The following is a 26,058-nucleotide window of genomic DNA, read 5'->3' on the forward strand; positions in this document are numbered from 1 at the left end:
GAGGTTGTCGGCCTGATTGGTGCTTTTTGCCGAGTTTTCCAAGATTTTGGCGCCGGAAGCCTGACATTTTCAGGGCTGAGGGCGGTACAGTTGCGCCGTGCAACGCCGCCTAACTGTTACTGTGCCGGTTGCGGTCCGCCTCCTAGAATGGCGCTTTGCGGCCCGAGCGACTTGCCGGGTCGCCCGTTTCGAGGTCGCCATGCATATCTCCTCTGGCCGTTGGCTCTACGGCCTGCTGCTCGCCCTGACCACGTCCGTGCTCTGGGGCATCCTGCCAATCAAGCTGAAAGAAGTGCTGCAGGTGATGGACCCGGTCACCGTCACCTGGTACCGCCTGCTGGTGGCCGGCTCGCTGCTGCTCGCCTACCTGGCCGCGTCCCGCCGGCTGCCGCGCTTTCGCCCGCTGGGGCGCAAGGGCGCCTGGCTGCTGGTGCTGGCGATCGCCGGACTGACCGCCAACTACGTGCTGTACTTGGTCGGCCTCAATCTGCTCAGCCCCGGCACGACGCAGCTGGTGATCCAGGTGGCGCCGATCCTGCTGCTGGTCAGCAGCCTGTTCGTCTTCCGCGAGCGTTTCAGCCTGGGCCAGGGCATCGGCCTGGCGATCCTGCTGCTGGGCTTCGTGCTGTTCTTCAACCAGCGCCTGGGCGAGCTGCTGACCTCGCTCACCGCCTACACCGCCGGCGTGCTGATCGTCCTGGCGGCGGCCTTCGTCTGGACCTTCTACGGCCTGGCGCAGAAGCAGCTGCTGACGCTGTGGAACTCGGTGCAGGTGATGATGGTGATCTACCTGGCCTGCGCCCTGCTGCTGACGCCCTGGGCGCAGCCGCTGCAGGCGCTCGAGCTGAGCCCGTTGCAGGGCTGGCTGCTGCTGGCCTGCTGCCTCAACACCCTGGTCGCCTACGGCGCCTTCGCCGAGGCGCTGGCGCACTGGGAGGCCTCGCGGGTCAGCGCCACCCTGGCCATCACCCCGCTGGTGACCTTCGCCTCGGTGGCCGTGGCGGCGAGCTGGTGGCCGGATCACGTGCAGCCCGAGCAGGTCAACTGGATCGCCTACGGCGGTGCCCTGCTGGTGGTGCTGGGCTCGGCGCTGACCGCGCTGGGGCCGTCGCTGCTGGCCGGGCTGCGCGCGCGCAAGGCAAGGCGGTTGGCCAGGGCGTAGAGGCGCCGCGCGCACCAGCAGCCGGCAATCCAGGCCAGCGCTACGCGCTGCCTAGGCCTTGACCCCCAGCGCCTCGGCCTTGCGCAGCCAGGCCTGGCGCTGTTCCTCGCTGGACGGTCGCACCGGGGCGAATTCGGCCAGGCGGCGGGTCTTGATCCCGCAGAAACCGAGGATGGTGCGCACCATCTGCCGGTGTGCCGGCGCGCCGTAGACCCAGCGGAAGTACCAGGGCGGGGTGTCCAGGGTCACCAGCAGGTCGGCGCTGCGCCCGCTCAGCAGCTTGTCCCACAGCTGCGAGCGGTGGCGGTACTTGAAGGCGAAGCCGGGCAGGAACACCCGGTCGAAGAAGCCCTTGAGCAGCGCTGGCAGGCCGCCCCACCAGACCGGGTAGACGAACACCAGGTGCTCGGCCCAGTGGATCAGGCGCTGGGCCTCGAGCAGGTCGGGTTCCAGGTTCTGGCTCTGGTCGTAGCCGTCGCGCAGGATCGGGTCGAACTGCAGCTCGCCCAGCTTCAGCTGGCGCACCACATGGCCCTGGTCGCGCGCGCCCTGGGCGTAGGCGGCGCCGAGGGCATGGCACAGGCTTTCGCGCTTGGGCGTGCCGAAGATCATCAGGATGCGTTTGCCGTCGCCTTCCAGCGGCGTGGCGCCGCTCTTGCCCTCAGTCATGTTTGCCGGCTCCGAGCATGTCCTGCGGCCGCACCCACTGGTCGAACTGGGCGTCGTTCAGGTAGCCCAGCTGCAGCGCCGCCTGGCGCAGGGTGCTGCCCTCGGCGTACGCCTTCTTGGCGATCTCGGCGGCCTTGTCGTAGCCGATATGCGGGTTCAGCGCGGTGACCAGCATCAGGCCATTCTCCAGGTGCGCGGCCATTTGCACGGCATCCGGCTGCAGCTCGGCGATGCAGTGCTGCTGGAAGTTGCGGCAGCCGTCGGCGAGCAGGCGGATCGACTGCAGCAGGTTGTGGATGATCACCGGCTTGAACACGTTCAGCTGCAGGTGGCCCTGGCTGGCGGCGAAGCCGATGGTGGCGTCGTTGCCCAGCACCTGGCAGGCGAGCATCGACAGCGCCTCGCACTGGGTCGGGTTGACCTTGCCGGGCATGATCGAGCTGCCCGGCTCGTTGGCCGGCAGGCGCACCTCGGCCAGGCCGGCGCGCGGGCCGGAGCCGAGCAGGCGCAGGTCGTTGGCCAGCTTCATCAGCGCCACGGCCAGGGTCTTCAGCGCGCCGGAGAGCTGCACCAGCGGCTCGTGGCCGGCGAGGGCGGCGAACTTGTTCGGCGCGCTGGTCAGCGGCAGGCCACTCAGCGCGGCCAGCTCGGCGGCGATGGCCTCGGCGAAGCCGGGTGGGGCGTTGAGCCCGGTGCCCACCGCGGTGCCGCCCTGGGCCAGTTCGCATACCGCCGGCAGGGCGGCGCGGATGGCCGCCTCGGCGTAGCCGAGCTGGGCGACGAAGGCCGACAGCTCCTGGCCGAAGGTGATGGGGGTGGCGTCCATCATATGGGTGCGCCCGGTCTTGACCAGGTGGGCGTGGCGCTGCGCCTGCTCCTGCAGGCCGTCGCGCAGCTCGGCGATGGCCGGCAGCAGGCTGTGCCTGACCGCCTGCGCCGCGGCGATGTGCATGGCGGTGGGGAAGCAGTCGTTGGAGCTCTGCGCGCGGTTGACGTGATCGTTGGGATGCACCGGGCTCTTGCCGCCGCGCGTGCCGCCGGCCAGTTCGTTGGCGCGGCCGGCGATCACCTCGTTGACGTTCATGTTGCTCTGCGTGCCGCTGCCGGTCTGCCACACCACCAGGGGGAACTGTGCATCGTGGTCGCCACCCAGCACCTCGTCGGCGGCCTGTTCGATCAGCCGGGCGATATCCGCTGGCAGCTCGCCGCTGCGGCTGTTGACCCGCGCCGCGGCCTTCTTGATCAGCGCCAGGGCGTGCAGCACCGCCAGCGGCATGCGCTCGGTGCCGATGGCGAAGTTGATCAGCGAGCGCTGCGTCTGCGCGCCCCAGTAGGCCTCGTTGGGGACTTCGATGGGGCCGATGCTGTCGGTTTCGGTGCGGCTCATGGCGATCTCCGGGAATAGGACGGCTGGCAGTTTAGGCCGTTGCGTCGGGCACTGGTTCCGCGGATTTTCTATCGCGACCATTACCAGCGGGCGTGGGTCGCGCCGAGCCAGCCGAGGGCGCCGTCCACCGGTACCCGCTCGCCCTTGGGACCGCGCAGCACGCCGTCGTAGCGACCGAACCACTGCTGGGTGTCGGCATGGAAGGGGCCGAGCTTGGGGCAGGCGCGGTGCAGCTGGCGCGGGCTGAAACGCAGCGCCACGCGCTCGTCCGCGCTGTCCAGGCGCCAGGGTGCCAGCGGCGCGTGGGCGCTCTGTTCGATGCTCAGGGGGCTGTCCAGGCGCTGCAGTTCGCCGCCGAACCACAGGGCGTTCTCCGACAGGCCGCTGTGTTCCAGCCAGCCGGAGCCGAAGTTGCCGGCGATGCCGCCCGGTGCGGCGAAGGCGGCGCGCTGCCAGTGGCTGTTCAGCGGCCACACGCCGCGGCCGAAATCCAGGGCGGCGAAGCTCTGCCCGGGGGCGCAGCTGTACTGCTTGCGTCCCAGCTGCAGGCTGCCGGCAGCCGGCAGGCCGAGCTGGCGGCTGGTGGCGTGGAAGCCGCCGCCCTGCAGCGGCGCCACCAGGTTGACCGATTGCAGGTGGGCGGGGCGCTGGATGTCCAGCGCCACCTGTAGCGGCTGGCCGCCGATATCCGGGGCGGCGGCGGTCAGGCGCAGGCGGCCGGGATGTTCGTCGATGCGCAGTTGCAGGCGCGGGTGGTTGAAGGCGTGGCTTTCCAGCGGCAGGTCGGGCAGCTGGCAGCCGAAGGCGAAGGGGCGCAGCTGGGTGTGGGCGACGGCCTGGCCGCTGTCCAGGTCGAGGAAGTAGGCGGCGCCGTAGCCCAGGTAATCGAGGTCGGCCAGGGTCAGCGCGAGCATCCACTGCGGGGTGGTGATGCACCAGTGGTTCCAGCGCTTGCGCCGGCCCAGGTGGCCGCGCAGGGCGCAGTGCACCTGCGGTCGGCTCGACCAGCCGATGGCTTCGGCAAGCAGCCGACCCTTGCTGTCGCACAGCGGCTGTGGGGGAAATTCGGCGGGGCTGGCGAAACTGGTCATCGGGCACGTCCATGTGTGTGCGCAGGCTGGCGATCAATTGCCGGGGCGAGGAGTGCGCACGCCATTCGAATCGGGGGCGCACAGCATGCCGAGCACGTTCAAGCATGGGCAAGTGCTGGCATTTTGGCAACTGACCAGCGGGTGCGGCAGTGCGCAGGGGTTTTGTGCGCTGGCGCACGATGCGGCCGACTTGAGGTAAACCGGGCTTGGGCACAAAATGCCCCCAGCGCAGTCTACCCAGACTCACCCGTCACCCCCGGAAGCCTTCCCATGCCTCATCTATTCAAGCTGTGCACCGCCGTTCTGCTCAGCGCCTCGGCGTCCCTGGCCCTGGCCGATGCCGCCAGCCATGCCGCCGATGCCGAGCGTTTCCTCAAGCTGGCACATGCCGACAAGCTGACCGTGCCGGTGTATGGCCAGGTGCAGCAGATGTTCGCCCAGCGCTTCGCCCAGGCGCCGGGTGGCAAGCAGGCGCTGCTGGAAAGCTATCAGGCCAAGGCCAATGCCGCGCTGGACAAGGCGGTGGGCTGGGACAAGCTCAAGCCGGACATGGTCAAGCTCTACACCAGCAACTTCGACGAGCAGGAGCTCAAGCAGCTGATCGCCTTCTACGAGTCGCCGCTGGGGCAGAAGGTGCTGCAGAAGATGCCGACCCTCACCGCGCAGTCCGCACAGATCACCCAGAGCAAGCTGGAAACCGCCGTGCCGGAGGTGAACAAGCTGCTGGCCGAGATGAGTGACGAGCTCGGCGTGAAACAACCCTGATGGAGCCCACGATGTCCAAGCAAGACCTGATCGTCGCCGCGCTGGCCGATCTGCAGCCCGAGCACCTCGAGGTGCTGGACGAGAGCCATATGCACAGCCGCGGCCTGGAGACCCACTACAAGGCGGTGATCGTCAGCCCGGCGTTCGCCGGCCTGAACGCGGTCAAGCGGCATCAGAAGGTCTATGCCACGGTCGGCGAGCTGATGGCGCAGATCCATGCCCTGGCCCTGCACACCTATACCCCCGAGGAGTGGGCGGCGCAGGGCGTGGCGCCGGCCTCGCCGACCTGCCGCGGCGGTCATTGACCCAGGCCGGATGAACGCCGGGGTGCTCCCCGGCTATCGCTGCGCTCGACCCGGGCTGCGGAGCGTTGCCGCCGGGCCAGGCGACAGGCTGTCGCGCCTTGTCGCCAACTCGCCCCGGCGCTTCGCGGCTTTGTTACAATCCGCCTCGCGCCGGCCCACGCCGGCGCTTTCGTTTGGCTTCTCGATCCGGCGAGTTCGCGCCGATCGAGCCCCAGTCCGCCCTTTACGTGGGCGACTACTGAAGGAAATTCCATGACCGACAAGATCGTCGTCGCGGCGCTGTACAAGTTCGTCTCCCTGCCGGACTACCAGGCGCTGCGCGAACCCCTGCTGCAAACCCTGCTCGATAACGGCATCAAGGGCACCCTGCTGCTCGCCGAAGAGGGCATCAACGGCACTGTCTCCGGCAGCCGCGCCGGCATCGATGCGTTGCTTGCCTGGTTCGCCGAGGACGCCCGTCTGGCCGATATCGACCACAAGGAGTCCTACTGCGATGAGCAGCCGTTCTATCGCACCAAGGTCAAGCTGAAGAAAGAGATCGTCACCCTCGGCGTGCCGGGCGTCGACCCCAACCAGCGCGTCGGCACCTACGTCGAGCCGCAGGACTGGAACGCCCTGATCAGCGACCCCGAGGTGCTGTTGATCGATACCCGCAACGACTACGAGGTGGCCATCGGCACCTTCGAGGGCGCCATCGACCCCAAGACCAAGTCGTTCCGCGAGTTTCCCGAGTACATCAAGGCCCACTTCGACCCGCGCCAGCATAAGAAGGTGGCGATGTTCTGCACCGGCGGCATCCGTTGCGAGAAGGCCTCCAGCTACATGCTCGGCGAGGGCTTCGAGGAGGTCTATCACCTCAAGGGCGGCATCCTCAAATACCTGGAGGAAGTGCCGCAGGAAGAGACCAAGTGGCAGGGCGACTGCTTCGTCTTCGACAACCGGGTGACCGTGCGCCACGACCTGACGGAGGGTGACTACGACCAGTGCCACGCCTGCCGCACGCCGATTTCCGTGGCAGACCGCCAGTCCGAGCGCTACAGCCCCGGCGTCAGCTGCCCGCATTGCTGGGACTCGCTGCCGGAGAAGACCCGTGAAGGCGCCCGCGAGCGGCAGAAGCAGATCGAGCTGGCGCGCGCGCGCAACCAGCCGCATCCTCTGGGACGCGACCCCCGCCAACTGAACGAGGCCTGACCATGGCAAGCCGCCTGCTCTACGTGATGGACCCGATGTGTTCCTGGTGCTGGGGCTTCGCCCCGGTGGCCGAGGCCCTCGCCGAGCAGGCCGCGGCGGCCGGCGTGCCGCTGCAGCTGGTGGTCGGCGGCCTGCGCCGCGACCAGGTGGCCATCGATGCCGCGGCGCGGGTGCGTTACCTGGGCTACTGGCAGGCGGTCAACGCCAGCACCGGACAGCTGTTCGACTTCGAGCGCGGCCTGCCCGAGGGCCTGGTCTACGACACCGAGCCGGCCTGCCGCGCCCTGGTCACCGCGCGCAGCCTCGACGCGGCCAGCGCCTGGCCGCTGCTCAAGCTGATCCAGCAGGCCTTCTACACCGAGGGCGTCGACGTCACCCAGGCCGGCGTGCTGGTGCAACTGGCCGAGCAGGCCGGCATTCCGCGCATCGAGTTCGCCGAGGCCTTCGACAGCCAGGCCATGGTTGATGCCACCGCCGCCGATTTCAGCTGGGTGCAGGATCTGGGCATCGCCGGTTTCCCCACCCTGCTGGCCGAGCGCGACGGCCAGCTGGCGCTGCTGACCAACGGCTATCAACCGCTGGAGGTACTGGCGCCGCTGCTCGGCCGCTGGCTGGAGCGCGCCGCCCATGCCTGATCGGTTGAGCTGGGCAGAAATCCGTCGCCTGGCCCTGCAGCACAAGAAAGCGCTGATCCTCGCCAACCTGGTCGCGGTGCTGGCCACCCTGTGCAGCGTGCCGATTCCGCTGCTGCTGCCGCTGCTGGTCGACGAGGTGCTGCTGCACGACGGCGACGCCGCGCTCAAGGTGATGGACAACTTCCTGCCGGCCAGTTGGGAGACCGCCGCCGGCTATATCGGCCTGATGCTGCTGCTGACCCTGCTGCTGCGCGGCTCGGCGCTAGTGTTCAACGTGCTGCAGGCACGCCTGTTCGCGCGGCTGTCGAAGGACATCGTCTACCGCATCCGCATGCGTTTGATCGAGCGGCTCAAGCGTATTTCCCTCGGCGAGTACGAGAGCCTCGGCGGCGGCACGGTCACCACTCATCTGGTCACCGACCTGGACACCCTGGACAAGTTCGTCGGCGAGACCCTCAGCCGCTTCCTGGTGGCGGTGCTGACCCTGGTCGGCACCTCGGCCATCCTGATCTGGATGCACTGGCAGCTGGCGCTGCTGATCCTGCTGTTCAACCCGTTGGTGATCTACGCCACGGTGCAGCTGGGCAAGCAGGTCAAGCACCTGAAGAAGCTCGAGAACGACAGCACCGGCCGCTTCACCCAGGCGCTGACCGAGACCCTCGACGCCATCCAGGAGGTGCGCGCCGGCAATCGCCAGGGCTATTTCCTCGGCCGCCTCGGTGGGCGGGCACGCGAGGTACGCGACTTTGCCGTGGCCTCGCAGTGGAAGAGCGATGCGTCGAACCGCGCCAGCGGCCTGCTGTTCCAGTTCGGCATCGATGTGTTCCGCGCCGCCGCCATGCTCACCGTGCTGTTCTCCGACCTGTCCATCGGCCAGATGCTCGCGGTGTTCAGCTACCTGTGGTTCATGATCGGCCCGGTGGAGCAGCTGCTCAGCCTGCAATACGCCTTCTACGCCGCCGGCGGCGCGCTGACGCGGATCAACGAGCTGCTGGCGCGGCGCGACGAGCCGCAGTACCCGGGCCGTGTCGATCCGTTCAAGGGTCGCGACACCGTCGGCATCGAGGTGCGCGGGCTGACCTTCGCCTACGGCGAGGAGCCGGTACTGGATCGCCTCGATTTGTCCATCGCCCCCGGCGAGAAGGTGGCCATAGTCGGCGCGTCGGGTGGCGGCAAGAGCACCCTGGTGCAGCTGTTGCTGGGGCTCTACACGCCGCAGGCCGGCAGCATCCGCTTCGGCGGCAGCAGTCAGGAGGAGATCGGCCTGGACTGCGTGCGCGACAACGTCGCGGTGGTGCTGCAGCACCCGGCGCTGTTCAACGACACGGTGCGCGCCAACCTGTGCATGGGCCGCGAGCGCAGCGACCAGGCCTGCTGGCGCGCACTGGAGATCGCCCAGCTGGCGCCGACCATCCAGGCGCTGCCGCAGGGCCTGGACAGCGTGGTCGGGCGCAGCGGTGTGCGCCTGTCCGGCGGCCAGCGTCAGCGCCTGGCGATTGCCCGCATGGTATTGGCCGAGCCCAAGGTGGTGATCCTCGACGAGGCCACCTCGGCGCTCGACGCCGCCACCGAATACGCCCTGCACGAGGCGCTGGCGCAGTTCCTCAACGGCCGCACCACGCTGATCATCGCCCACCGCCTGAGCGCGGTGAAGCAGGCCGACCGCGTGCTGGTGTTCGATGGCGGCAGCGTCGCCGAGGACGGCGACCACCAGCAGCTGATCGCCGACGGCGGCCTGTACGCCAAGCTCTACGGGCATCTGCAGCGCTGAGGCGCCGGCGCGTTGTCCGCCCGGCAGGGCACAGCTGATTCAGGGGGATCGGGGTGCGTGGCCGAGGCTTTACCCATCCACCGTTGCGCGCTTCAGCCTCGGCGCGGCGCCCCGATCCACTACGCATGCTCTTCCTCGGCCTCGCCGCGGCAGCTCGTCTGGCAGCCTGGCGAACCGCTCTGGCAAGAAAACCTTACGCATTTACAGGTCTTGCCAGGCCGCATCCCCCGGTTTTTCAGGGTGTAAGGAAAACTTGCCAATACCTCGCCGAGATCGCCCCAACCGGGCGGTTGCGCCGCCTTGTTCGCCGTCTGCCATCGGGTTGTCATGGGTTCATTCAAACGCGCCTCACGGCGCAGCCCACAACAACAACGAGGAGGCGAAATGACCGCCGTGGCCAAGATCGAGCAGCACAACCCCATCGGTACCGACGGCTTCGAGTTCGTCGAATTCACCGCGCCCAACGAAGAAGGCATCGCCCAGCTGCGCCAGCTGTTCACCGCCATGGGCTTCACCGAAACCGCCAAGCACCGCTCCAAGCAGGTCTGGCTGTTCCAGCAGAACGACATCAACATCGTGCTCAACGGCAGCCCCACCGGGCACGTGCGCGCCTTCGGCGAGAAGCACGGCCCCAGCGCCTGTGCCATGGCCTTCCGGGTCAAGAACGCGGCCCAGGCCGCGGCCTACGTCGAGCAGCAGGGCGCCAAGCTGGTGGGCAGCCACGCCAACTTTGGCGAGCTGAACATTCCCTGCGTGCAAGGCATCGGCGGCTCGCTGCTGTATCTGGTCGACCGCTACGGCGACAAGACCATCTACGACGTCGACTTCGAGTACATCGAAGGCCGCAGCGCCAACGACAACGCCGTCGGCCTGCAGTGCATTGACCACCTGACCCATAACGTGCGCCGTGGGCAGATGGACGTCTGGTCCGGCTTCTACGAACGCATCGCCAACTTCCGCGAGATCCGCTACTTCGACATCGAAGGCAAGCTCACCGGCCTGTTCTCCCGCGCCATGACCGCGCCGTGCGGCAAGATCCGCATCCCGATCAACGAGTCGGCCGACGACAAGTCGCAGATCGAGGAATTCATCCGCGAGTACCACGGCGAGGGCATTCAGCACATCGCCCTGTCCACCGACGATATCTACGCCACCGTGCGCCAGCTGCGCGCCAACGGCGTGGACTTCATGACCACCCCGGACACCTATTATGAAAAGGTCGACAGTCGCGTCGCCGGCCATGGCGAGCCGCTGGAGTTGCTGCGCGAGCTGAATATCCTGATCGATGGTGCGCCGGGCGACGACGGCATCCTGCTGCAGATCTTCACCAACACGGTGATCGGCCCGATCTTCTTCGAGATCATCCAGCGCAAGGGCAATCAGGGCTTCGGCGAGGGCAACTTCAAGGCGCTGTTCGAATCCATCGAGGAAGACCAGCTGCGTCGCGGCGTGATCTCCGAGGAGTGATGCCATGAGCCGTAAATGGATCAGCTTTCCCCTGCGCGAGGGCGAGTGCTCGCGTCAGGCGCACTGCGATCTGCCGCAGGGCACCTACGAGCGCGAGATGGGCCGCGAAGGCTTCTTCGGCCCCACCGCACACCTGCACCACAAGCATCCGCCGACCGGCTGGATCGACTGGGAAGGCCCGCTGCGCCCGCACGCGTTCAACTTCAACGACATCCCCAGCGAGCGCGACTGCCCGCTGGCGGCGCCGCTGACCTTGCACAACGCCGATGTGAAGCTGCGCGTCTGGCGTACCCACGGCGCCATGCGCCACCTGGTGCGCAACGCCGACGGCGACGAGCTGCTGTTCGTCCACGAGGGTGCGGGGCACCTGTACTGCGACTTCGGCCATCTGGAATATCGCGACGGCGACTACCTGCTGATCCCCCGCGGCACCGCCTGGCGCATCGAGGCCAGCACGCCGAGCTACTTCCTGCTGATCGAGAACAGCGATGGCGCCTACCAGCTGCCGGACAAGGGCCTGCTCGGCCCGCAGGCGATCTTCGATCCGGCGGTGCTGGAGCACCCGCATATCGATGAGGCGTTCAAGGCGCAGCAGGACGAGAACACCTGGCAGATCAGGATCAAGCGGCGCAATCAGATCAGCACCGTGACCTACCCCTACAACCCGCTGGACGTGGTCGGCTGGCACGGCGACAACACCGTGGTGCGGCTGAACTGGCGCGACATTCGCCCGCTGCTCAGCCACCGCTATCACCTGCCGCCGTCGGCGCACACCACCTTCGTCGCCAACGGTTTCGTGGTCTGCACCTTTACCCCGCGCCCGGTCGAGTCCGACCCGGGCGCGCTCAAGGTGCCGTTCTTCCACAACAACGACGACTACGACGAAGTGCTGTTCTACCACCGCGGCAACTTCTTCAGCCGCGACAACATCGAGGCCGGCATGGTCACACTGCACCCCTGCGGCTTCCCCCACGGGCCGCATCCCAAGGCGCTGAAGAAGAGCCAGGAGGACCCGGCGACCTTCATCGACGAGGTGGCGGTGATGATCGACACCCGCCGCGCCCTGGAAGTGGCCGATGCCGCCGCTGCGGTGGATGTGGCCGAGTACGTCAACTCCTGGCGCGCGCCGGGTACCCAAGGTTGAGCCTGTAGGAGCCGGCAAGCCGGCTCCTATGCCAAGAACGGAAATCGCATATGAAACTCGCATCACTGAACCAGGGCCGCGACGGCGTGCTCGTCGTGGTCTCCCGCGACCTGGCCCGCGCCGTGCGCGTGCCGCAGATCGCCGCCACCCTGCAGGCCGCGCTGGACGACTGGGCCGTGGCCCGGCCCAAGCTGGAGGCGGTCTACCAGCGCCTCAACGACGGTCTGGAGCAGGGCGCCTTCGCCTTCGAGCAGGCCGCCTGCCACAGCCCGCTGCCGCGCGCCTATCACTGGGCCGACGGCAGCGCCTACGTCAACCACGTCGAGCTGGTGCGCAAGGCGCGCGGCGCCGAGATGCCGGAATCCTTCTGGCACGACCCGCTGATGTACCAGGGCGGCGCCGACAGCTTTATCCCGCCGCATGCGCCCATCCGCCTGGCCGACGAGGCCTGGGGCATCGACCTGGAAGCCGAGCTGGCGGTGATCACCGACGACGTGCCCATGGGCGCCACGTCGGCCGAGGCGGGCGGGCATATCCGTTTGCTGATGCTGGTCAACGACGTGTCGCTGCGCAACCTGATCCCCGGCGAGCTGGCCAAGGGCTTTGGTTTCTACCAGAGCAAGCCGTCGTCGAGCTTCTCGCCGGTGGCGATCACCCCGGACGAGCTGGGCGAAAGCTGGAAGGACGGCAAGGTGCACCGGCCGCTGGTCTCGCATATCAACGGCGCGCTGTTCGGCCAGCCCAATGCCGGTGTGGACATGACCTTCAACTTCCCCACCCTGGTCGCCCACGCCGCCAAGACCCGCCCGCTGGGCGCCGGCACCATCATCGGCTCGGGCACCGTGTCGAACTACGACCGCAGTGCGGGTTCTTCCTGCCTGGCGGAAAAGCGCATGCTGGAAATCGTCGAGTCGGGCGAGGCGAAAACGCCGTTTCTCAAGTTCGGCGACCGGGTGCGTATCGAGATGTTCGACGCCAGCGGCCAGAGCCTCTTCGGCGCCATCGATCAGGTGGTGGAACAGTACGACGCCCGCTGATCCCTTGGAGCGTTTCGAGAGGAATCCGAGATGTTGAAACTCTTTGGCTACTGGCGCTCCAGCGCCGCCTACCGCGTGCGCATCGCCCTGAACCTCAAGGGCCTGGCCTATGAGCAGGTGCCGGTGCACCTAGTCAAGGACGGCGGTCAGCAGCACGGCGCCGACTACCGTGCGCTGAACCCGCAGCAGCTGCTGCCGCTGCTGGTGGACGAGGAGAACGGCGGGGTGCGCATTGCCCAGTCGCTGGCGATTCTCGAGTACCTGGAGGAAATCTTCCCGGTGCCGGCACTGCTGCCGGCCGACCCCGCCGAGCGCGCGCAGGTACGGGCGCTGGCGCTGCATATCGCCTGCGACCTGCATCCGCTGAACAACCTGCGCGTGCTGCAGTACCTGTCCGCCGAGCTGGGCGCCTCCGACGAGGCGAAGAACGCCTGGTACCAGCACTGGGTCGCGCTGGGGCTGGCGGCGGTGGAGGAGGGCCTGGCGCCGTTCGACGGGCGCCTGTCGCTCGGCGCGCGGCCCGGTTATCTGGAAGCCTGCCTGATCCCGCAGCTGTATAATGCGCGGCGTTTTAACTGTGACCTTGCCGCGTACCCACGCATTCTCGCCCTGGCGGCGCGCTGCGAACCCCTGCAGGCCTTCCAACAGGCCGCACCGGAGGAGCAGCCCGACGCCCAGTGAGCCCGGCTGGCCTTGCCTGCCGTGCCCAGGCGAACCCGGCTCGATAAAAGCCTTGCATTCCGCTGCGCCACAAGCGCGGCGGGTCCGATTCCGTCACAGATAAAAACAAACAGGTGACGCATGACCCGTGAAAAACCGAAGAACCTCTGGCTCTCGCGCTGGGGTTTCATCCTCGCTGCAACCGGCTCGGCCGTAGGCCTGGGCAATATCTGGAAATTCCCCTACATCACCGGCGAATACGGCGGCGGCGCCTTCGTGCTGATGTACCTGGCCTGCATCCTGGCCATCGGCATTCCGGTGATGATGACCGAGATCGCCCTCGGCCGCCGCGGCCGCGGCAGCCCCATCGACGCCATCGGCCGGGTGGTCCGCGAGAACGGCGGCAACCCGCTGTGGAAGGCGGTCGGCGGTATGGCCATGCTGGCCGGTTTCATGATCCTGTGTTTCTACGTGGTCGTCGCCGGCTGGGCCTTCGCCTACACCTGGAAGATGCTCGACGGCTCGCTGGCCGCCAGCAGCGTCGAGGCGCTCGGCGGGGTGTTCGCGGCGCACAACGCCAACCCCTGGCAGCTCGGCGGCTGGAGCCTGCTGGTGGCGCTGCTGACCCTGTGGATAGTGGCCAGGGGCGTGCAGCAGGGCATCGAGAACGCGGTGCGCTGGATGATGCCGGGCCTGGCCCTGATGCTCATCGTGCTGGTCGGCTACGCCTTCACCAGCGGCAGTTTCAGCGCCGGTTTCGACTTCCTGTTCCATTTCGACGCCTCGAAGATCACCGGCGAGGCGCTGCTGGCCGCACTGGGGCACGCCTTCTTCACCCTCAGCCTGGCCTCGGGCGCCATCCTCACCTACGGCTCCTACATCCCCGACGGCCAGTCCATCGCCCGCACCACCTTTATGGTGGCGATCTGCGACACCTGCGTGGCGCTGCTCGCCGGCCTGGCGATCTTCCCGATCATCTTCGCCAACGGCATGAGCCCGAGCGCAGGGCCGGGGCTGATCTTCATGAGCCTGCCGCTGGCCTTCCAGCAGATGCCGCTGGGTACCGTCTTCGGCGTGCTGTTCTTCGCCATGGTGTCGATCGCCGCGCTGACCTCGGCGATCTCCATGATCGAGGCCACCGTCGCCTACCTGAACGAGAAGCATGGTATCAGCCGTCTGCGCGCCGCCGTGGTTTCCGGCGCGGTGCTGCTGCTGATCAGCCTGCTGGCGATGCTCTCGTTCAACCTGCTGGCCGGCTGGACGCCGCTGGGCAAGAACCTCTTCGACTGGCTGGACTACCTGACCTCGCGCTGGATGATGCCCTTGGGCGGCATCTGCATGGTGATCCTCGCCGGCTATGTGCTGCGCGGCGAGATCATGCGCGACGAGCTGAACCTGCCGCCGGCCGGCTACGCGCTGTGGCTGTTCATGGTGCGCTACGTCAGCCCGGTGCTGATCCTGGTGGTGTTCCTCCATGCGCTGGGCTGGCTGCTGTTCGACCCGGTGGCGCAGTGGTACTGGATCGCCGGCGCCATCGGTCTGCTGGCGGTGGCCGGCGAAGTGCTGCGGCCGCGGGTGATGCCGGTGCTGGCCGGGCGCTGAGTCCTCTGCGCACATCCAGGCGCAGCTCCGCAAGGGGCTGCGCCTTTTTGCGTCTGGCCAAAGCGGTGGGGGGCGCCGTGCGCACCGACGCCAGGGCTAATTGCTGCATACCCATACCTGGCGAAAATCCGCCAATAGTCCGGCGTCAACAAGCGGATTCTTGCCGAATCGGCGGGGGCGCCCGCCGACGGCAGGCTCCGCTCGGCAATCCGCTCTTGGCCAACTGCCAGCACTCAAGCCTCTGCCCGTGTCGGCCGATGTGCTGTCACGGGCCTGGCACAAGGGTTGCCTAGGCTATCGACCAGGTCGCGCTCACGAGGTGCGACCCTAATAAGAAGAACCTGGAGTTGCCCTGTATGTTCGAGCCTGCCGCACGTCTGTTCGCCAACCTTGCCGTCGGCAAGAAATTACTCATCGGCTTCGGTCTGGTGCTGTTGCTCACCGCGGCGATGACCGGCAGCGGCTTTCTCGCCGTGCAAGCGGTGCTGCAGGGGCATGCTCAGGTCGGCCAGCTGGCGCAGGTCAATCAGGAGATTCTCCAGGCGCGGCGTCTGGAGCGCAGCTTCGCCATCGAGCTGAGCCCGCAGAGCGCCGAGCGGGTGCGCGCCAGCCTGACCCAGGTGCAGGGCATGCTGGAGCGCCTGGCGCAGGGCTCCGCCGCGGTCGAGGGCACGCGCCTGCAGACCATGCAGCAGGCGGTCGCCGAGTACCTCAAGCAGTTCGACAACTACGTCGAGCAGCAGGATCGGGCGCGCGAAGCGCGGCAGGACATGCGCAACGCCGCCACTGAGGCGCGCGATCAGTTCGAGGTGATCGAGCTGGACATGTACGACGCGGTGCGCGAACTGCGCCTGCAGGGCGACAAGCTGCGCGGCAGCGATCCGCTGACCCTGGCCGAGACCGCCTCCGGTCTGAGCAAGCGCATGCTCGATCTGCGCGGTCACGAGAGCCTGTACATCATCGACGGCTCCGCCGAGGCGCTGGAGGAGTGGGAGTACGTCAGCGAAGACCTGCAGACCGTGGCCCGCAGCCTGATGATCTGGCTCGACGACGAGCAGAAGGCGGCGATCGAGACCGCGCTGCAGGCGCTGACCCTGTATCAGCGCTCCTTCCTCTACTACCAGCAGCTGCGCGAGCAGAACCTGGCGACGGAAAACGCCATGATCGAGCGTGCGCGCTCGGTGGTGGACCTGGCCGAGGCCGCCCAGGCCGGCGCGGAGCAGGCCATGCTCGACGACAGCCGGCGCTCGCTGGTGCTGCTCGGCCTGATGGGCGCCGCCGCGGTGGTGCTGGGGCTGTGCGCCGCGCTGCTGATCACCCGCCTGATCGTCGTGCCGCTGCGCCAGAGCGTGGGTTTCGCCCAGCGTATCGCCGCGGGCGACCTGAGCCAGGACATTCCCCAGCAGCGCCGCGACGAGGTCGGCCAGCTGTTCGCCGCCATGCAGGGCATGACCCTCAGCCTGCGCACCCTGGTCGGCCGCATCGGCGGCGGGGTGGGGCAGATCGCCGCTGCCGCCGAACAGCTCTCGGCCATCACCGCGCAGACCAGCGCCGGGGTGCAGACGCAGAAGCTGGAGACCGAGCAGACCGCCACCGCCATGCACCAGATGGCCGCCACCGTGCAGGAAGTCGCGCAGAACGCCGAGCAGGCCTCGCTGGCGGCGCGCGACGCCGACCGGGAGGCGCAGCAGGGCAACCGCGTGGTGCAGCAGGCGGTGGATCAGATCGACGGCCTGGCCAGCGAGGTGGAGCAGTCCGCCGAGGCCATCGCCGCGCTCAATCAGGAAAGCGCGCGCATCGGCAGCGTGCTCGAGGTGATCCGCAACGTCGCCGAGCAGACCAACCTGCTGGCGCTCAATGCCGCCATCGAAGCCGCCCGCGCCGGCGAGCAAGGCCGCGGTTTTGCCGTGGTCGCCGACGAGGTGCGCGCGCTGGCCAAGCGCGCGCAGGACAGCACCGAGGAAATCGAGAGCCTGATTGCCGGGCTGCAGCGCATGGCCAAGGGCGCCGTGGAGCAGATGGACAGCAGCCGCGAGCTGACCCGGCGCACCGTCGAGCTGGCGGGCGAGGCGGGCGACGCCCTCGGCCGCATCACCCAGGCGGTGAGCACCATCGAGCAGATGAACCAGCAGATCGCCGCCGCCGCCGAGGAGCAGAGCGCGGTGGCCGAGGCGATCAACGAGAGCGTGACCCGGGTGCGCGACATCGGCGAGCAGAGCGCCACCGCCAGCGAACAGACCGCCGCCTCCAGCGCCGAACTGGCGCGCCTGGGCGTGGAGCTGCAGGAGCTGGTGCGGCAGTTCCGTACCTGAGCCTAGCCTTGCGGCCGGCTGAAACGCTGCCCGGACAGCGCCGGGTGGTACAGCGGCTGCACCTTGTTGCCGGCCGGATCGAGCAGATGGAAGCTGCGCGCCCCGTCGCCGTGATCGAAGGGGCGATCCAGCAGGGTCACGCCGCGGGCCTTGAGGTACTGGTACCAGGCGTCCAGCTCCTCGACGCTGTCGACGATGAAACCGTAATGATCGACCAGCGGCACGCCATGGCTTTCGGCGTAGGCGCGGCCGAGCGACAGGTTGTCGTTGCCGCAGGTCAGGTAGACCAGGTCCTGGTTGGCACGGTGCAGTACCTGCATGCCCAGCACCTCGACGTAGAAGCGCTCGCATTCCTCCAGATTGGGCACCAGGAGCGCCAGGTGGCGCAGGCCATTGAGGCGGGAAGGACGTTCGAGCATGTGCGGGCACTCCAATATGTATACAATTTGTCTTTCAATATAAGACATAAAGGAGTTCGCTGTGTACTGCCTGCTGCTCAAGACCCAGCTCAAGCCGGGTAGCTTCGCTGCCTTCATGGACGCCATGCGCGTCAACGCCGCCGCCTCGGTGCGCGACGAGCCCGGCTGCCTGACCTTCGATGTGCTGCGCGACCGCAGCGACCCGGATCTGGTCTGGCTGTACGAGGTCTACGTCGACGAGGCGGCCTTCGAGGCGCATATGCGCACGCCGCATTTTCTCGCCAGCCGGCCGCTGGTCGAACCGCTGATCGAACGCCAGGACGCCATCGAGGCCGACCTGCTGGCGCTCAATCCGTCACGCTGACGGCGCGGCGGCCGGGTGCGCCGCGCGCCGACCCCGGCGGGCTCAACCCAGGTGAAAACCGCCGTCGATGGGGATGATGGCGCCGGTCATATAGGCCCCGGCGCTGCCGGCCAGACTCAGGGCCAGCGCCGCCATCTCCTCCTCGCGGCCCCAGCGTTGCATGGGAATGAGCGCGGTATCGGCGGCCAGCGCCGCCTCGTCCTCGGCGATAAAGCGGGTCATCTTGCTCGGGAAGCGGCCGGGGGCGATCACGTTGACGTTGATGTGCTCGCCCACCAGCTCCTTGGCCAGCATCCGCGACAGCTGGTGCAGCGCCGCCTTGCTCGGGCCGTAGGCATAGGCCTGCTCGCCCATGGCGCTGATGCCGGCCACCGAGCCGATATTGATCACCCGCGCCGGGCAGTCGGTCGAGCCGGCCTTGCGCAGCAGCGGCAGCAACTGCTGGATGCAGCCGAACACCGAGGTGACGTTGAGCTGCATGACCTTTTCCCAGCCCTTGGCCGGGTAGCTTTCCAGCGGTGCGCCCCAGGTGGTGCCGGCGTTGTTGACCAGGATGTCCAGGCGCTCGATGCGTTCGCCCAGCTCGCGGGCCAGCGCCTGCACGCCTTCCTCGCTGGCCAGGTTGGCGGCGAGGCCCTGGCAGTGGCCGAACGCCGACAGCTCGGCGGCCGTCTGCGCGCAGGCCTCGCCGTCGCGGGCGCAGATATAGACCTGGGCGCCGGCCTCGACGAAGGCCTTGGCGATCATCAGGCCGATGCCGCGGGTGCCGCCGGTGACCAGGGCGGTACGCCCGGCAAGGGAGAAATAGCGATGCATGGAGGAGGCCTCGGAGTTGGCTGATCGGGTCTCCAGCCTAGGGCCGCGCGTGGCAGAACGCAGGCATCATTGCCGGGCGAAATGCTGCCCTATGCGCAGGCTGCGTCGCGCGTGCGGATCGAGGCGCGCTGCAAGCCTGTCCCCGATGCGCTCCGACGCGCCCATCGTGCGGACAGAAAAAAGCCGGGCAGGCGCCCGGCTCTCGTGTCTCGCCCGAAGTCAGTCGCGGCGGCCTTCGACCGGCTTGCCGTCGACCGTGCCTTCCTTGAGCATGATCTGGTATTCCTTGCCGTCCTTCTCCACCTGGTGCAGGCGCACCAGCAGGTGGCCCCAGTCCTTGGCGAACCACAGCACGGTCTTGCGCGCGCTCTGGGTGGGGTCGCGCACCCGCTCGACCTTGATCGCGTCGATCAGGCCGGCCTTGGTGCGCACCACTTCCTCGCCGAGCACGCGGAAGTCGTAGGTCTCGATCTCGTCGCCGTCCACCACTTGGTAGCTCATGCTCTGCTTGCCGGCAGCGACGTCCTGCTGCAGGGCGAGTTGGTAGGTCGACTTGTCCTGCAGACCGCGGTTGAGCGGGAAGCGCACCGCGTCGCCGCGGTCGTTGCCGAGCACCTGCTTCTGTTCCCAGTCGAAGTCCTGCTCGACGGTCTTGCCCTTGCCCAGGCCGCTGCGGTTGAAGCGGTAGGTCAGCGGCAGCAGGGCCTGGTTGTCGACGCGGAAGGTGCTTTGCTCGGTGAGGCTGGCGACCAGCATCGAGGCCTCGAAATTGAGGGTCCAGCGGCCGTCGTCCTCGCGCTTGAGGCTGCGCTCGGCGCTGCCGCTGACCGGCAGCTGCTTCCAGTCCGCGGTGTAGCTGGCGGAGAAGGGTTGCAGCTCGCTGGCGAGGGCGGGCAGGCTGAGCAGGGTCAGGGCGAACAGCAGGGCACGACGCATAGAGTCTCCTAGGTTCGAATCAGGTGGCCGCTGGCGGGCAGCGGCTGGCCATCCAGCATTGCGCCTTGGGCGCCAAGACGCAAGCGGCCCTCGGCGAACCAGCGCACGGCCAGCGGATAGATCTGGTGCTCCTGGCGGTGTACGCGTTGGGCCAGGCTGTCGGCGCTGTCGTCTGCGGCAATCGGCAGCACAGCTTGTACGACCAGAGGGCCGCCATCGAGTTCCTCGGTGACGAAGTGCACGCTGCAGCCGTGCTCGGTGTCGCCGGCCTCCAGCGCCCGCTGATGGGTGTGCAGGCCCTTGTGTTTGGGTAGCAGCGAGGGATGGATATTCAGCAGGCGGCCGGCGTAGTGCTGGACGAAGCCCGGGGTGAGGATGCGCATGAAACCGGCCAGCACCACCAGCTCGGGCTGGTGGGCGTCGATGGCCTGGATCAGCGCCGCGTCGAACGCCTCGCGGCCGTCGAACTGCTTGTGATCGAGCACCGCGGTGGCGATCCCGGCGGCCTGCGCGCGCCGCAGGCCGTAGGCATCGGCGCGGTTGGAGATCACCGCGGCGATGCGTGCCGGGTTGCCGTCATCGGCGCTGCTGTCGATCAGCGCCTGCAGGTTGCTGCCCGATCCGGAGATCAGGACGACGACGTTGCAGGGCATCAGTGGGCTTTCAGGTTGTTCAGCTGAACCTGGGCCGCGCCTTCGCCCGCCACGGCGATCTGGCCGATCACCCAGGGCGCTTCGCCGCTGGCGCGCAGGCTGGCCAGGGCGGTCTCGACCTGGTCCTGGGCGACGCAGATGACCATGCCGACGCCGCAGTTGAGCACGCGGTGCATCTCGTGCTCGTCGACATTGCCTTGCTGCTGCAGCCAGTCGAACACCGCCGGGCGCTGCCAGCTGGCCACGTCGACCACGGCCTGGGCGCCTTGCGGCAGTACGCGCGGGATGTTGTCGAGCAGGCCGCCGCCGGTGATGTGGGCCATGGCCTTGACCGCGCCGGTGTCCTTGATCAGCTTGAGCAGCGGCTTGACGTAGATGCGCGTCGGCGCCATCAGCAGGTCGGCCAGGGCCTTGCCGTCCAGTTGCACCTGTTCGATGTCGGCACCGGAGATTTCGATGATCTTGCGGATCAGCGAGTAGCCGTTGGAGTGAGGGCCGGAGGAGGGCAGGGCGATCAGCGCGTCGCCGGCGACCACCTTGGAGCCGTCGATGATCTCGCTCTTCTCCACCACGCCGACGCAGAAGCCGGCCAGGTCGTAGTCTTCGCCCTCGTACATGCCCGGCATCTCGGCGGTTTCGCCGCCGACCAGGGAGCAGCCGGCCAGCTCGCAGCCGGCGCCGATGCCGGTGACCACGGTGGCGGCCACGTCGACGTTGAGCTTGCCGGTGGCGTAGTAGTCGAGGAAGAACAGCGGCTCGGCGCCGCACACCACCAGGTCGTTGACGCACATGGCGACCAGGTCCTGGCCGATGCTGTCGTGCTTGTTCAGGTTCAGCGCCAGGCGCAGCTTGGTGCCGACGCCGTCGGTGCCGGAGACCAGCACCGGCTGCTTGTAGCCGGCCGGGATCTCGCACAGGGCGCCGAAGCCACCCAGGCCCCCCATGACTTCCGGACGCGCGGTGCGCTTGGCCACGCCTTTGATGCGTTCGACCAGGGCCTCGCCGGCATCGATGTCGACGCCTGCGTCCTTGTAGCTGATGGAGGGTTGCTTGCTCATAGATCCGGGCCTTTGGATGGGGAGTTCGTGTAGGCGCCGATGTGGCGGGGCCCGTGCAGGGGCCCGGCGCATGCACCGGCTGGCGAAGGCGCGCGATTTTATCAGGCTTGCCCGGTAGCGGCCACTCGCGTGCATGCGCTTCGTCGCGGGCAAGCGCTCAGGTTGCCGGGGCTGGAGCGGCTGTTTAAGGTATACGCCTTTGCGCACGGACTCCGTGCCATCACCCGTCTGCGAGAGCCCGCCATGCGCCTGTCCGTCCGCCCGATCCTGTTCTGTCTGTCGCTGCTGTGCCTGCCGGCCCTGGCCGCGCCGGTCGCCGGCCTGTATCAGGTGCGCGAGGCGGTGGCCGACCAGCAGCCGGAGACCCGCGACGCGGCCATGCAGCGTGCCCTGCAGACCCTGGTGCAGCGCCTGACCGGCGATGCCGAGGCGCTGCAGAGCGCCAAGCTGGAGGGCCTGCGCCAGGATCCGCAACAGATCGTCAGCCAGTACGGCTACGAGGGCGATGTGCTGCTGGTGGAGTTCGACCCGGCCAGCACCGAGCGCCAGCTGCGCCAGGCCGGGCTGGCCCTGTGGGGGGCCAATCGCCCGGCGATTCTCACCTGGTGGCTCGCCGAGTCGGCCGAGGGCAGCCAGTTGATCGGCGAGAGCCAGGGCCCCGCGACGATGCTGCGCGACGCCGCCCAGCACCGCGGCCTGCCGCTGCGCCTGCCGCTGGCGGACCTCAGCGAGCAGCTGCTGGCCACGCCGGAGGCCCTGGCGGCCAACGATCCGCAGGCGCTGCGCGAGGCCTCCGAACGCTACGCCGCCGACGCCCTGCTGGCGGTGCAGGCGAGCGAGAGCGGCGGCACCTGGCAGGCGACCTGGCGCCTGTGGCTGGGCGACGAGCGCGAGCAGGGCAAGGCCGAGGCCGCCGATCCGGCAGCGCTGGCCGATGCCGTGCTGCTGGCGGTCAGCCAGCGCCTGGCCCCGCGTTTTCTGGTCAAGCCGGGTGCGGCCGAGAGCCTGACCCTGGTGATCGAAGGCGCCGACCTGAGCCGTTTCGCCGCCCTGGAGCGCCTGCTCGAGCCGTTCGCCGCGCGCCTGCAGGCGATCGACGGGCAGCGCCTGACCTACCAGGTCAACGCCAGCCCGGAACAACTGCGTGCGCAACTGGCCCTGGGCCAGTTGCAGGAGGTCGCCGAGCCGCAGGACGCCGCTGCACCGGTCGACAGCGCCGACGCCGGCACGGAAGCGGCGCCGCAGGTGCTGCCGCGCAGCAACCAACTGCGTTTCCGCTGGTAAACTGCAGCGCCCTGGCCATGTGCCGCGCCAGGGCCCCATCCGCGGCGCCGGTCGGGCGCCGTTTCGCATCGAGGACGCGAGCATGACCGATTCCACCCGCTGGCTATGGATGGCTGGGCTGTTCCTGCTCGCCTGGCTGCTGTACCTGCTGCAACCGATTCTCTCGCCCTTTCTGATCGGCATCCTGCTGGCCTACCTGGGCGATCCGCTGGTCGATCGCCTCGAACGGCAGCGCCTGTCGCGCACCGCCGGGGTGACGGTGGTGTTCGCCCTGTTCGGCCTGGCGCTGCTGGTGCTGGTGCTGGTGCTGGTGCCCATGCTCGGCCGCCAGCTGGCGCGGCTGTACCAGCTGGCGCCGGAAATACTCGACTGGCTGCAGGGCACCGCCTTGCCCTGGACGCAGGCACATTTCGGCCTGAACGACGACTTCTGGCAGTTCGACCAGCTCAAGGCGGCCTTCTCCGAGCACCTGGGCAAGACCACCGACGTGCTCAAGACGGTGCTGGCCCAGGCCACGTCCTCGGGCCTGGCGCTGCTGGCCTGGCTGGGCAACCTGCTGCTGATTCCGGTGGTGAGCTTCTACCTGATGCGCGACTGGGACCTGCTGGTCGAGCGCCTGCGCCACCTGCTGCCGCGCCAGCGCGAGGCGCTGGTGGTCAGGCTGGTGGGCGAGTGCCACGAGGTGCTCGGCGCCTTCCTGCGCGGTCAGTTGCTGGTGATGCTGGCGCTGAGCGTCATCTACGCCGCCGGGCTGATGCTGGTGGGTCTGGAACTGGGCCTGCTGATCGGCGTGCTGGCCGGTCTGGCCAGCATCGTGCCCTATATGGGCTTTATCGTCGGCATCGGCGCGGCGGTCACCGCGGCGCTGTTCCAGTTCGGCCTGGAGCCCTATCCGCTGCTGGGTATCGCCGCGGTGTTCATGGTCGGCCAGTTGCTTGAAGGCATGCTGCTGACCCCGCTGCTGGTGGGCGACCGCATCGGCCTGCATCCGGTGGCAGTGATCTTCGCCATCCTCGCCGGCGGCCAGCTGTTCGGCTTCACCGGCGTGCTGCTGGCCCTGCCGGTGGCGGCGGTGATCATGGTTCTGCTGCGCCATGCCCATGATTTGTATAAACTTTCCGGCCTTTACGGAGAGTCCAACAGCGGTTCCGACGAACCGCCGAGCCCGGCATGAAACCAATCCAGCTTCCCCTCGGCGTACGTTTGCGTGACGACGCCACCTTTGCCAACTACTACCCCGGCGCCAATGCCGCGGCGCTGGGCTATGTCGAGCGGCTGTGCGAGGCCGACGCCGGCTGGACGGAAAGCCTGATCTACCTCTGGGGCGCCGAGGGCGTCGGCCGCAGCCATCTGCTGCAGGCCGCCTGCCTGCGCTTCGAGCAGCGCGGCGAGGCGGTGGTCTACCTGCCGCTGGGCGAGGTGGTGCAGCACGGGCCTGAGCTGCTCGACAACCTGGAACTGTGCGAGCTGGTCTGCCTCGACGATCTCGACGCGGTGGCCGGGCGCAGCGACTGGGAAGAGGGCCTGTTTCACCTGTTCAACCGCCTGCGCGACAGCGGTCGGCGCCTGCTGCTGGCCGGCACCGTGTCGCCGCGCGAGCTGCCGGTGCAACTGCCGGACCTGAAATCGCGGCTGACGCTGGCGCTGGTGTTCCAGCTGCACGAGCTGGCCGACGAGGACAAGCTGCGCGCCCTGCAACTGCGCGCCTCGCGCCGTGGCCTGCAGCTGAGCGACGAGGTCGGGCGCTTCATCCTCACCCGTGGCGAGCGCAGCATGAGCGCGCTGTTCGAACTGCTCGAACGCCTCGACCAGGCCTCGCTGCAGGCCCAGCGCAAGCTGACCATTCCCTTCCTCAAGGAAACCCTGGGCTGGTAGACGGCCTGGCCCGGATGCAATCCGCGGCCAGGGCCCCGTCATTCCCGGATTGCATCCGGGCTACGCCTCGCGTTGCGCCTATTCCCCGGCCAGCTTGCGGTCGTACTGGAAGCGCCAGCGGGTGTAGAGCAGGGCGCTGCAGAACAGGCCGAGGCTGATCACCGCTTCCAGGGCGCCGAACACTGCGCGGGCCGGGTCTATGGCGGCCAGCACGCCCTGGATGAAGTAGAGATTGACCACGAAGCAGGCCCAGGCGTGGGTGCGGGCGTTGCCCAGCAGCAGGCCGGGGGCGAGCAGCGCCAGCGGCAGCAGCTGGATCGCCAGGACCACGCCGATGCGGGCGCCGTGCAGGTCGGCGAAGGCCAGGTTCCACACCAGCAGCAGGGTCAGCAGGGCGAAAAAGCTCAGCAGGCTGAGGGCGCGGCTGAGCTTCAGCCGGGGTTGCAGCCAGTCGAGGCTGGGCAGCGGTTTCTTCGCGCGGGCCACGTCAGTTCTCCAGTTTGCCGGCGGTTTGCGCCAGGCGTTGGCCGAGTGCGCGGCACAGGGCGATCTCGTGTTCGTCCAGCGGCCGCTTGCCGTCGCCGCCGGCGTGGTGGCTGGGGCCGTAGGGGGTGCCGCCGCCGCGGGTATCGAGCAGCGCCGACTCGCTGTAGGGCAGGCCGCAGACCAGCATGCCGTGGTGCAGCAGCGGCAGCAGCATCGACAGCAGGGTGGTTTCCTGGCCGCCGTGCAGGCTGGCGGTGGAGGTGAATACGCCGGCGGGCTTGCCCACCAGTTCGCCGGTCAGCCACAGGCTGCTGGTGCCGTCGAGGAAGTACTTCAGCGGGGCGGCCATGTTGCCGAAACGGGTCGGGCTGCCCAGGGCCAGGCCGGCGCAGTGCCTCAGGTCGTCCAGGGTCGCATAGGGCGCGCCCTCGTCGGGAATGGCCGGGGCCACCGCCTCGCATTCGCTGGACACCGCCGGCACCGTGCGCAGGCGTGCCTCCAGGCCGGCCAGCTCGACGCCGCGGGCGATCTGCCGGGCCATCTGCGCGGTAGCGCCGTGGCGGCTGTAGTAGAGCACCAGGATATAGGGCGCGCTCATGCCAGCAGCTCCAGCACCTTCTCCGGCGGACGGCCGATCACCGCCTTGTCGCCGGCCACCAGGATCGGCCGCTCGATCAGTTTCGGATGGCGCACCATGGCCTCGATCAGCTGTGCCTCGCTGAGGCTGGCATCGGCCAGACCCAGGGTCTTGTATTCGTCCTCGCCGCTGCGCAGCAGCTCGCGCGCGGAGATGCCCAGCTTGCCCAGCAGGCTCTTGAGCTGCTCGGCACTGGGCGGGGTTTCCAGGTAGCGCACCACGGTCGGCTGCAGGCCGCGGGCTTCGAGCAGCTCCAGGGCACCGCGGGATTTCGAGCAGCGCGGGTTGTGATAGAGGGTCAGGTCGGTCATGGTGGGTCGCATCCGGCTTGA

General features: G+C 68.3%; 27 protein-coding genes and 1 pseudogene. 17 read left to right on the forward strand and 11 right to left on the reverse strand.

Annotated elements, in window-relative coordinates; all coding sequences use genetic code 11:
- The first annotated feature begins 199 nt into the window (after positions 1-199).
- On the forward strand, positions 200-1,162 hold the full coding sequence (locus tag ACW9UL_RS08020; RefSeq protein WP_021443242.1) for a DMT family transporter: 963 nt from the start codon (positions 200-202) through the stop codon (positions 1,160-1,162).
- A 51-nt stretch (positions 1,163-1,213) separates the two neighbouring features.
- On the opposite strand, the gene ACW9UL_RS08025 is transcribed toward ACW9UL_RS08020, so the two are convergent.
- The 3 genes from ACW9UL_RS08025 to ACW9UL_RS08035 form a co-directional block, all read right to left on the reverse strand.
- On the reverse strand, positions 1,214-1,831 hold the full coding sequence (locus ACW9UL_RS08025) for an NAD(P)H-dependent oxidoreductase (protein ID WP_021443243.1): 618 nt from the start codon (positions 1,829-1,831) through the stop codon (positions 1,214-1,216).
- Positions 1,824-3,218, reverse strand: coding sequence for a class II fumarate hydratase (locus ACW9UL_RS08030; RefSeq protein WP_021443244.1), 1,395 nt, complete (start codon positions 3,216-3,218; stop codon positions 1,824-1,826). The genes ACW9UL_RS08025 and ACW9UL_RS08030 overlap by 8 nt, the downstream gene beginning before the upstream one ends.
- Before the next feature lie 80 nt (positions 3,219-3,298).
- Complete coding sequence (locus ACW9UL_RS08035; RefSeq protein WP_457790021.1) at positions 3,299-4,309, reverse strand: DUF2804 domain-containing protein; 1,011 nt, start codon at positions 4,307-4,309, stop codon at positions 3,299-3,301.
- A 270-nt stretch (positions 4,310-4,579) separates the two neighbouring features.
- Here ACW9UL_RS08035 and ACW9UL_RS08040 point away from each other — a divergent pair, with 270 nt between their 5' ends.
- The 12 genes and pseudogenes from ACW9UL_RS08040 (at position 4,580) to ACW9UL_RS08095 (ending at position 17,198) form a co-directional block, all read left to right on the forward strand.
- The gene (locus ACW9UL_RS08040; RefSeq protein WP_021443246.1) at positions 4,580-5,074 is read left to right on the forward strand and encodes a DUF2059 domain-containing protein; all 495 of its coding nucleotides are present in this window, start codon (positions 4,580-4,582) and stop codon (positions 5,072-5,074) included.
- An 11-nt stretch (positions 5,075-5,085) separates the two neighbouring features.
- Positions 5,086-5,379 carry a BolA family protein gene (locus ACW9UL_RS08045; RefSeq protein WP_457790023.1) on the forward strand — a complete coding sequence of 98 codons (294 nt, stop codon included), beginning with the start codon at positions 5,086-5,088 and terminating at the stop codon, positions 5,377-5,379.
- A 252-nt stretch (positions 5,380-5,631) separates the two neighbouring features.
- Positions 5,632-6,570, forward strand: coding sequence for an oxygen-dependent tRNA uridine(34) hydroxylase TrhO (gene trhO / locus ACW9UL_RS08050; RefSeq protein WP_021443248.1), 939 nt, complete (start codon positions 5,632-5,634; stop codon positions 6,568-6,570).
- 2 nt (positions 6,571-6,572) lie between these two features.
- Positions 6,573-7,205 carry a DsbA family protein gene (locus ACW9UL_RS08055; protein ID WP_397496582.1) on the forward strand — a complete coding sequence of 211 codons (633 nt, stop codon included), beginning with the start codon at positions 6,573-6,575 and terminating at the stop codon, positions 7,203-7,205.
- Positions 7,198-8,976: an ABC transporter ATP-binding protein gene (locus ACW9UL_RS08060; protein ID WP_457790026.1), complete on the forward strand. Its 1,779-nt coding sequence runs from the start codon at positions 7,198-7,200 to the stop codon at positions 8,974-8,976. The genes ACW9UL_RS08055 and ACW9UL_RS08060 overlap by 8 nt, the downstream gene beginning before the upstream one ends.
- A gap of 384 nt (positions 8,977-9,360) precedes the next feature.
- Positions 9,361-10,443 carry a 4-hydroxyphenylpyruvate dioxygenase gene (hppD, locus tag ACW9UL_RS08065; RefSeq protein WP_457790028.1) on the forward strand — a complete coding sequence of 361 codons (1,083 nt, stop codon included), beginning with the start codon at positions 9,361-9,363 and terminating at the stop codon, positions 10,441-10,443.
- Between the two features lie 4 nt (positions 10,444-10,447).
- Complete coding sequence (locus ACW9UL_RS08070) at positions 10,448-11,587, forward strand: homogentisate 1,2-dioxygenase (protein WP_397496585.1); 1,140 nt, start codon at positions 10,448-10,450, stop codon at positions 11,585-11,587.
- Positions 11,588-11,637: 50 nt separating this feature from the next.
- The gene (locus ACW9UL_RS08075) at positions 11,638-12,624 is read left to right on the forward strand and encodes a fumarylacetoacetate hydrolase family protein (RefSeq protein WP_457790030.1); all 987 of its coding nucleotides are present in this window, start codon (positions 11,638-11,640) and stop codon (positions 12,622-12,624) included.
- Positions 12,625-12,654: 30 nt separating this feature from the next.
- Positions 12,655-13,305 (forward strand): maleylacetoacetate isomerase, encoded by a 651-nt coding sequence (gene maiA / locus ACW9UL_RS08080; RefSeq protein WP_457790032.1) that lies wholly within the window; start codon positions 12,655-12,657, stop codon positions 13,303-13,305.
- Between the two features lie 120 nt (positions 13,306-13,425).
- Positions 13,426-14,886, forward strand: coding sequence for a sodium-dependent transporter (locus ACW9UL_RS08085; protein ID WP_457790034.1), 1,461 nt, complete (start codon positions 13,426-13,428; stop codon positions 14,884-14,886).
- Positions 14,887-16,154: 1,268 nt separating this feature from the next.
- Positions 16,155-16,340, forward strand: a pseudogene (locus ACW9UL_RS08090) (HAMP domain-containing protein); the annotation flags it as partial.
- Positions 16,335-17,198 (forward strand): methyl-accepting chemotaxis protein, encoded by an 864-nt coding sequence (locus ACW9UL_RS08095; RefSeq protein WP_457790926.1) that lies wholly within the window; start codon positions 16,335-16,337, stop codon positions 17,196-17,198. The pseudogene ACW9UL_RS08090 and the gene ACW9UL_RS08095, both read left to right, overlap by 6 nt.
- A 2-nt stretch (positions 17,199-17,200) precedes the next feature.
- On the opposite strand, the gene ACW9UL_RS08100 is transcribed toward ACW9UL_RS08095, so the two are convergent.
- On the reverse strand, positions 17,201-17,617 hold the full coding sequence (locus ACW9UL_RS08100; RefSeq protein ID WP_457790036.1) for a VOC family protein: 417 nt from the start codon (positions 17,615-17,617) through the stop codon (positions 17,201-17,203).
- A 61-nt stretch (positions 17,618-17,678) separates the two neighbouring features.
- On the opposite strand from ACW9UL_RS08100, the gene ACW9UL_RS08105 reads away from it, so the two are divergent.
- Positions 17,679-17,981: a putative quinol monooxygenase gene (locus ACW9UL_RS08105; protein ID WP_021441847.1), complete on the forward strand. Its 303-nt coding sequence runs from the start codon at positions 17,679-17,681 to the stop codon at positions 17,979-17,981.
- A 42-nt stretch (positions 17,982-18,023) separates the two neighbouring features.
- Here the strand turns inward: ACW9UL_RS08105 and ACW9UL_RS08110 are convergent, their stop codons facing one another.
- The 4 genes from ACW9UL_RS08110 to purM form a co-directional block, all read right to left on the reverse strand.
- The gene (locus ACW9UL_RS08110; RefSeq protein WP_457790038.1) at positions 18,024-18,797 is read right to left on the reverse strand and encodes an SDR family oxidoreductase; all 774 of its coding nucleotides are present in this window, start codon (positions 18,795-18,797) and stop codon (positions 18,024-18,026) included.
- A 219-nt stretch (positions 18,798-19,016) separates the two neighbouring features.
- The gene (locus ACW9UL_RS08115) at positions 19,017-19,733 is read right to left on the reverse strand and encodes a DUF3108 domain-containing protein (protein ID WP_122108623.1); all 717 of its coding nucleotides are present in this window, start codon (positions 19,731-19,733) and stop codon (positions 19,017-19,019) included.
- A gap of 8 nt (positions 19,734-19,741) precedes the next feature.
- Positions 19,742-20,386: a phosphoribosylglycinamide formyltransferase gene (purN, locus tag ACW9UL_RS08120; RefSeq protein ID WP_457790040.1), complete on the reverse strand. Its 645-nt coding sequence runs from the start codon at positions 20,384-20,386 to the stop codon at positions 19,742-19,744.
- Entirely contained in the window at positions 20,386-21,444 is a 1,059-nt protein-coding gene (gene purM, locus ACW9UL_RS08125; protein WP_457790042.1) for a phosphoribosylformylglycinamidine cyclo-ligase, read from the reverse strand. The genes purN and purM overlap by 1 nt, the downstream gene beginning before the upstream one ends.
- 243 nt (positions 21,445-21,687) lie before the next feature.
- On the opposite strand from purM, the gene ACW9UL_RS08130 reads away from it, so the two are divergent.
- The 3 genes from ACW9UL_RS08130 (at position 21,688) to hda (ending at position 24,603) form a co-directional block, all read left to right on the forward strand.
- Positions 21,688-22,728 (forward strand): DUF2066 domain-containing protein, encoded by a 1,041-nt coding sequence (locus tag ACW9UL_RS08130; RefSeq protein ID WP_457790044.1) that lies wholly within the window; start codon positions 21,688-21,690, stop codon positions 22,726-22,728.
- A gap of 82 nt (positions 22,729-22,810) precedes the next feature.
- Complete coding sequence (locus ACW9UL_RS08135) at positions 22,811-23,902, forward strand: AI-2E family transporter (protein ID WP_457790046.1); 1,092 nt, start codon at positions 22,811-22,813, stop codon at positions 23,900-23,902.
- A complete protein-coding gene (gene hda, locus ACW9UL_RS08140) occupies positions 23,899-24,603 on the forward strand; it encodes a DnaA regulatory inactivator Hda (RefSeq protein ID WP_031304327.1) in 705 nt (234 codons plus the stop codon). Before ACW9UL_RS08135 ends, hda begins: the two co-directional genes overlap by 4 nt.
- 78 nt (positions 24,604-24,681) lie before the next feature.
- On the opposite strand, the gene ACW9UL_RS08145 is transcribed toward hda, so the two are convergent.
- The 3 genes from ACW9UL_RS08145 to arsC are packed head-to-tail and all read right to left on the reverse strand — an operon-like array spanning position 24,682 to position 26,037.
- Complete coding sequence (locus ACW9UL_RS08145) at positions 24,682-25,089, reverse strand: DUF2069 domain-containing protein (protein WP_021446436.1); 408 nt, start codon at positions 25,087-25,089, stop codon at positions 24,682-24,684.
- A gap of 1 nt (position 25,090) precedes the next feature.
- Positions 25,091-25,687, reverse strand: coding sequence for an NAD(P)H:quinone oxidoreductase (gene wrbA, locus ACW9UL_RS08150; protein ID WP_021446435.1), 597 nt, complete (start codon positions 25,685-25,687; stop codon positions 25,091-25,093).
- Entirely contained in the window at positions 25,684-26,037 is a 354-nt protein-coding gene (gene arsC / locus ACW9UL_RS08155) for an arsenate reductase (glutaredoxin) (protein WP_021446434.1), read from the reverse strand. The genes wrbA and arsC overlap by 4 nt, the downstream gene beginning before the upstream one ends.
- Positions 26,038-26,058: the final 21 nt, after the last annotated feature.

It is taken from the genome of Pseudomonas sp. PL-6, assembly GCF_054110165.1.

Excerpts from the sequence above, each read along its gene's own strand:
- ACW9UL_RS08095 (WP_457790926.1), top strand. The coding sequence starts at position 16,335 with ATGACCCTCAGCCTGCGCACCCTGGTCGGCCGCATCGGCGGCGGGGTG.
- trhO (WP_021443248.1), top strand. The coding sequence starts at position 5,632 with ATGACCGACAAGATCGTCGTCGCGGCGCTGTACAAGTTCGTCTCCCTG.
- hda (WP_031304327.1), top strand. The coding sequence starts at position 23,899 with ATGAAACCAATCCAGCTTCCCCTCGGCGTACGTTTGCGTGACGACGCC.
- ACW9UL_RS08055 (WP_397496582.1), top strand. The coding sequence starts at position 6,573 with ATGGCAAGCCGCCTGCTCTACGTGATGGACCCGATGTGTTCCTGGTGC.
- maiA (WP_457790032.1), top strand. The coding sequence starts at position 12,655 with ATGTTGAAACTCTTTGGCTACTGGCGCTCCAGCGCCGCCTACCGCGTG.
- ACW9UL_RS08045 (WP_457790023.1), top strand. The coding sequence starts at position 5,086 with ATGTCCAAGCAAGACCTGATCGTCGCCGCGCTGGCCGATCTGCAGCCC.
- ACW9UL_RS08035 (WP_457790021.1), bottom strand. The coding sequence starts at position 4,309 with ATGACCAGTTTCGCCAGCCCCGCCGAATTTCCCCCACAGCCGCTGTGC.
- ACW9UL_RS08135 (WP_457790046.1), top strand. The coding sequence starts at position 22,811 with ATGACCGATTCCACCCGCTGGCTATGGATGGCTGGGCTGTTCCTGCTC.
- hppD (WP_457790028.1), top strand. The coding sequence starts at position 9,361 with ATGACCGCCGTGGCCAAGATCGAGCAGCACAACCCCATCGGTACCGAC.
- ACW9UL_RS08130 (WP_457790044.1), top strand. The coding sequence starts at position 21,688 with ATGCGCCTGTCCGTCCGCCCGATCCTGTTCTGTCTGTCGCTGCTGTGC.
- ACW9UL_RS08020 (WP_021443242.1), top strand. The coding sequence starts at position 200 with ATGCATATCTCCTCTGGCCGTTGGCTCTACGGCCTGCTGCTCGCCCTG.
- ACW9UL_RS08085 (WP_457790034.1), top strand. The coding sequence starts at position 13,426 with ATGACCCGTGAAAAACCGAAGAACCTCTGGCTCTCGCGCTGGGGTTTC.
- ACW9UL_RS08110 (WP_457790038.1), bottom strand. The coding sequence starts at position 18,797 with ATGCATCGCTATTTCTCCCTTGCCGGGCGTACCGCCCTGGTCACCGGC.
- ACW9UL_RS08025 (WP_021443243.1), bottom strand. The coding sequence starts at position 1,831 with ATGACTGAGGGCAAGAGCGGCGCCACGCCGCTGGAAGGCGACGGCAAA.
- wrbA (WP_021446435.1), bottom strand. The coding sequence starts at position 25,687 with ATGAGCGCGCCCTATATCCTGGTGCTCTACTACAGCCGCCACGGCGCT.
- purN (WP_457790040.1), bottom strand. The coding sequence starts at position 20,386 with ATGCCCTGCAACGTCGTCGTCCTGATCTCCGGATCGGGCAGCAACCTG.
- ACW9UL_RS08060 (WP_457790026.1), top strand. The coding sequence starts at position 7,198 with ATGCCTGATCGGTTGAGCTGGGCAGAAATCCGTCGCCTGGCCCTGCAG.
- purM (WP_457790042.1), bottom strand. The coding sequence starts at position 21,444 with ATGAGCAAGCAACCCTCCATCAGCTACAAGGACGCAGGCGTCGACATC.
- ACW9UL_RS08040 (WP_021443246.1), top strand. The coding sequence starts at position 4,580 with ATGCCTCATCTATTCAAGCTGTGCACCGCCGTTCTGCTCAGCGCCTCG.
- arsC (WP_021446434.1), bottom strand. The coding sequence starts at position 26,037 with ATGACCGACCTGACCCTCTATCACAACCCGCGCTGCTCGAAATCCCGC.
- ACW9UL_RS08115 (WP_122108623.1), bottom strand. The coding sequence starts at position 19,733 with ATGCGTCGTGCCCTGCTGTTCGCCCTGACCCTGCTCAGCCTGCCCGCC.
- ACW9UL_RS08075 (WP_457790030.1), top strand. The coding sequence starts at position 11,638 with ATGAAACTCGCATCACTGAACCAGGGCCGCGACGGCGTGCTCGTCGTG.
- ACW9UL_RS08030 (WP_021443244.1), bottom strand. The coding sequence starts at position 3,218 with ATGAGCCGCACCGAAACCGACAGCATCGGCCCCATCGAAGTCCCCAAC.
- ACW9UL_RS08100 (WP_457790036.1), bottom strand. The coding sequence starts at position 17,617 with ATGCTCGAACGTCCTTCCCGCCTCAATGGCCTGCGCCACCTGGCGCTC.
- ACW9UL_RS08070 (WP_397496585.1), top strand. The coding sequence starts at position 10,448 with ATGAGCCGTAAATGGATCAGCTTTCCCCTGCGCGAGGGCGAGTGCTCG.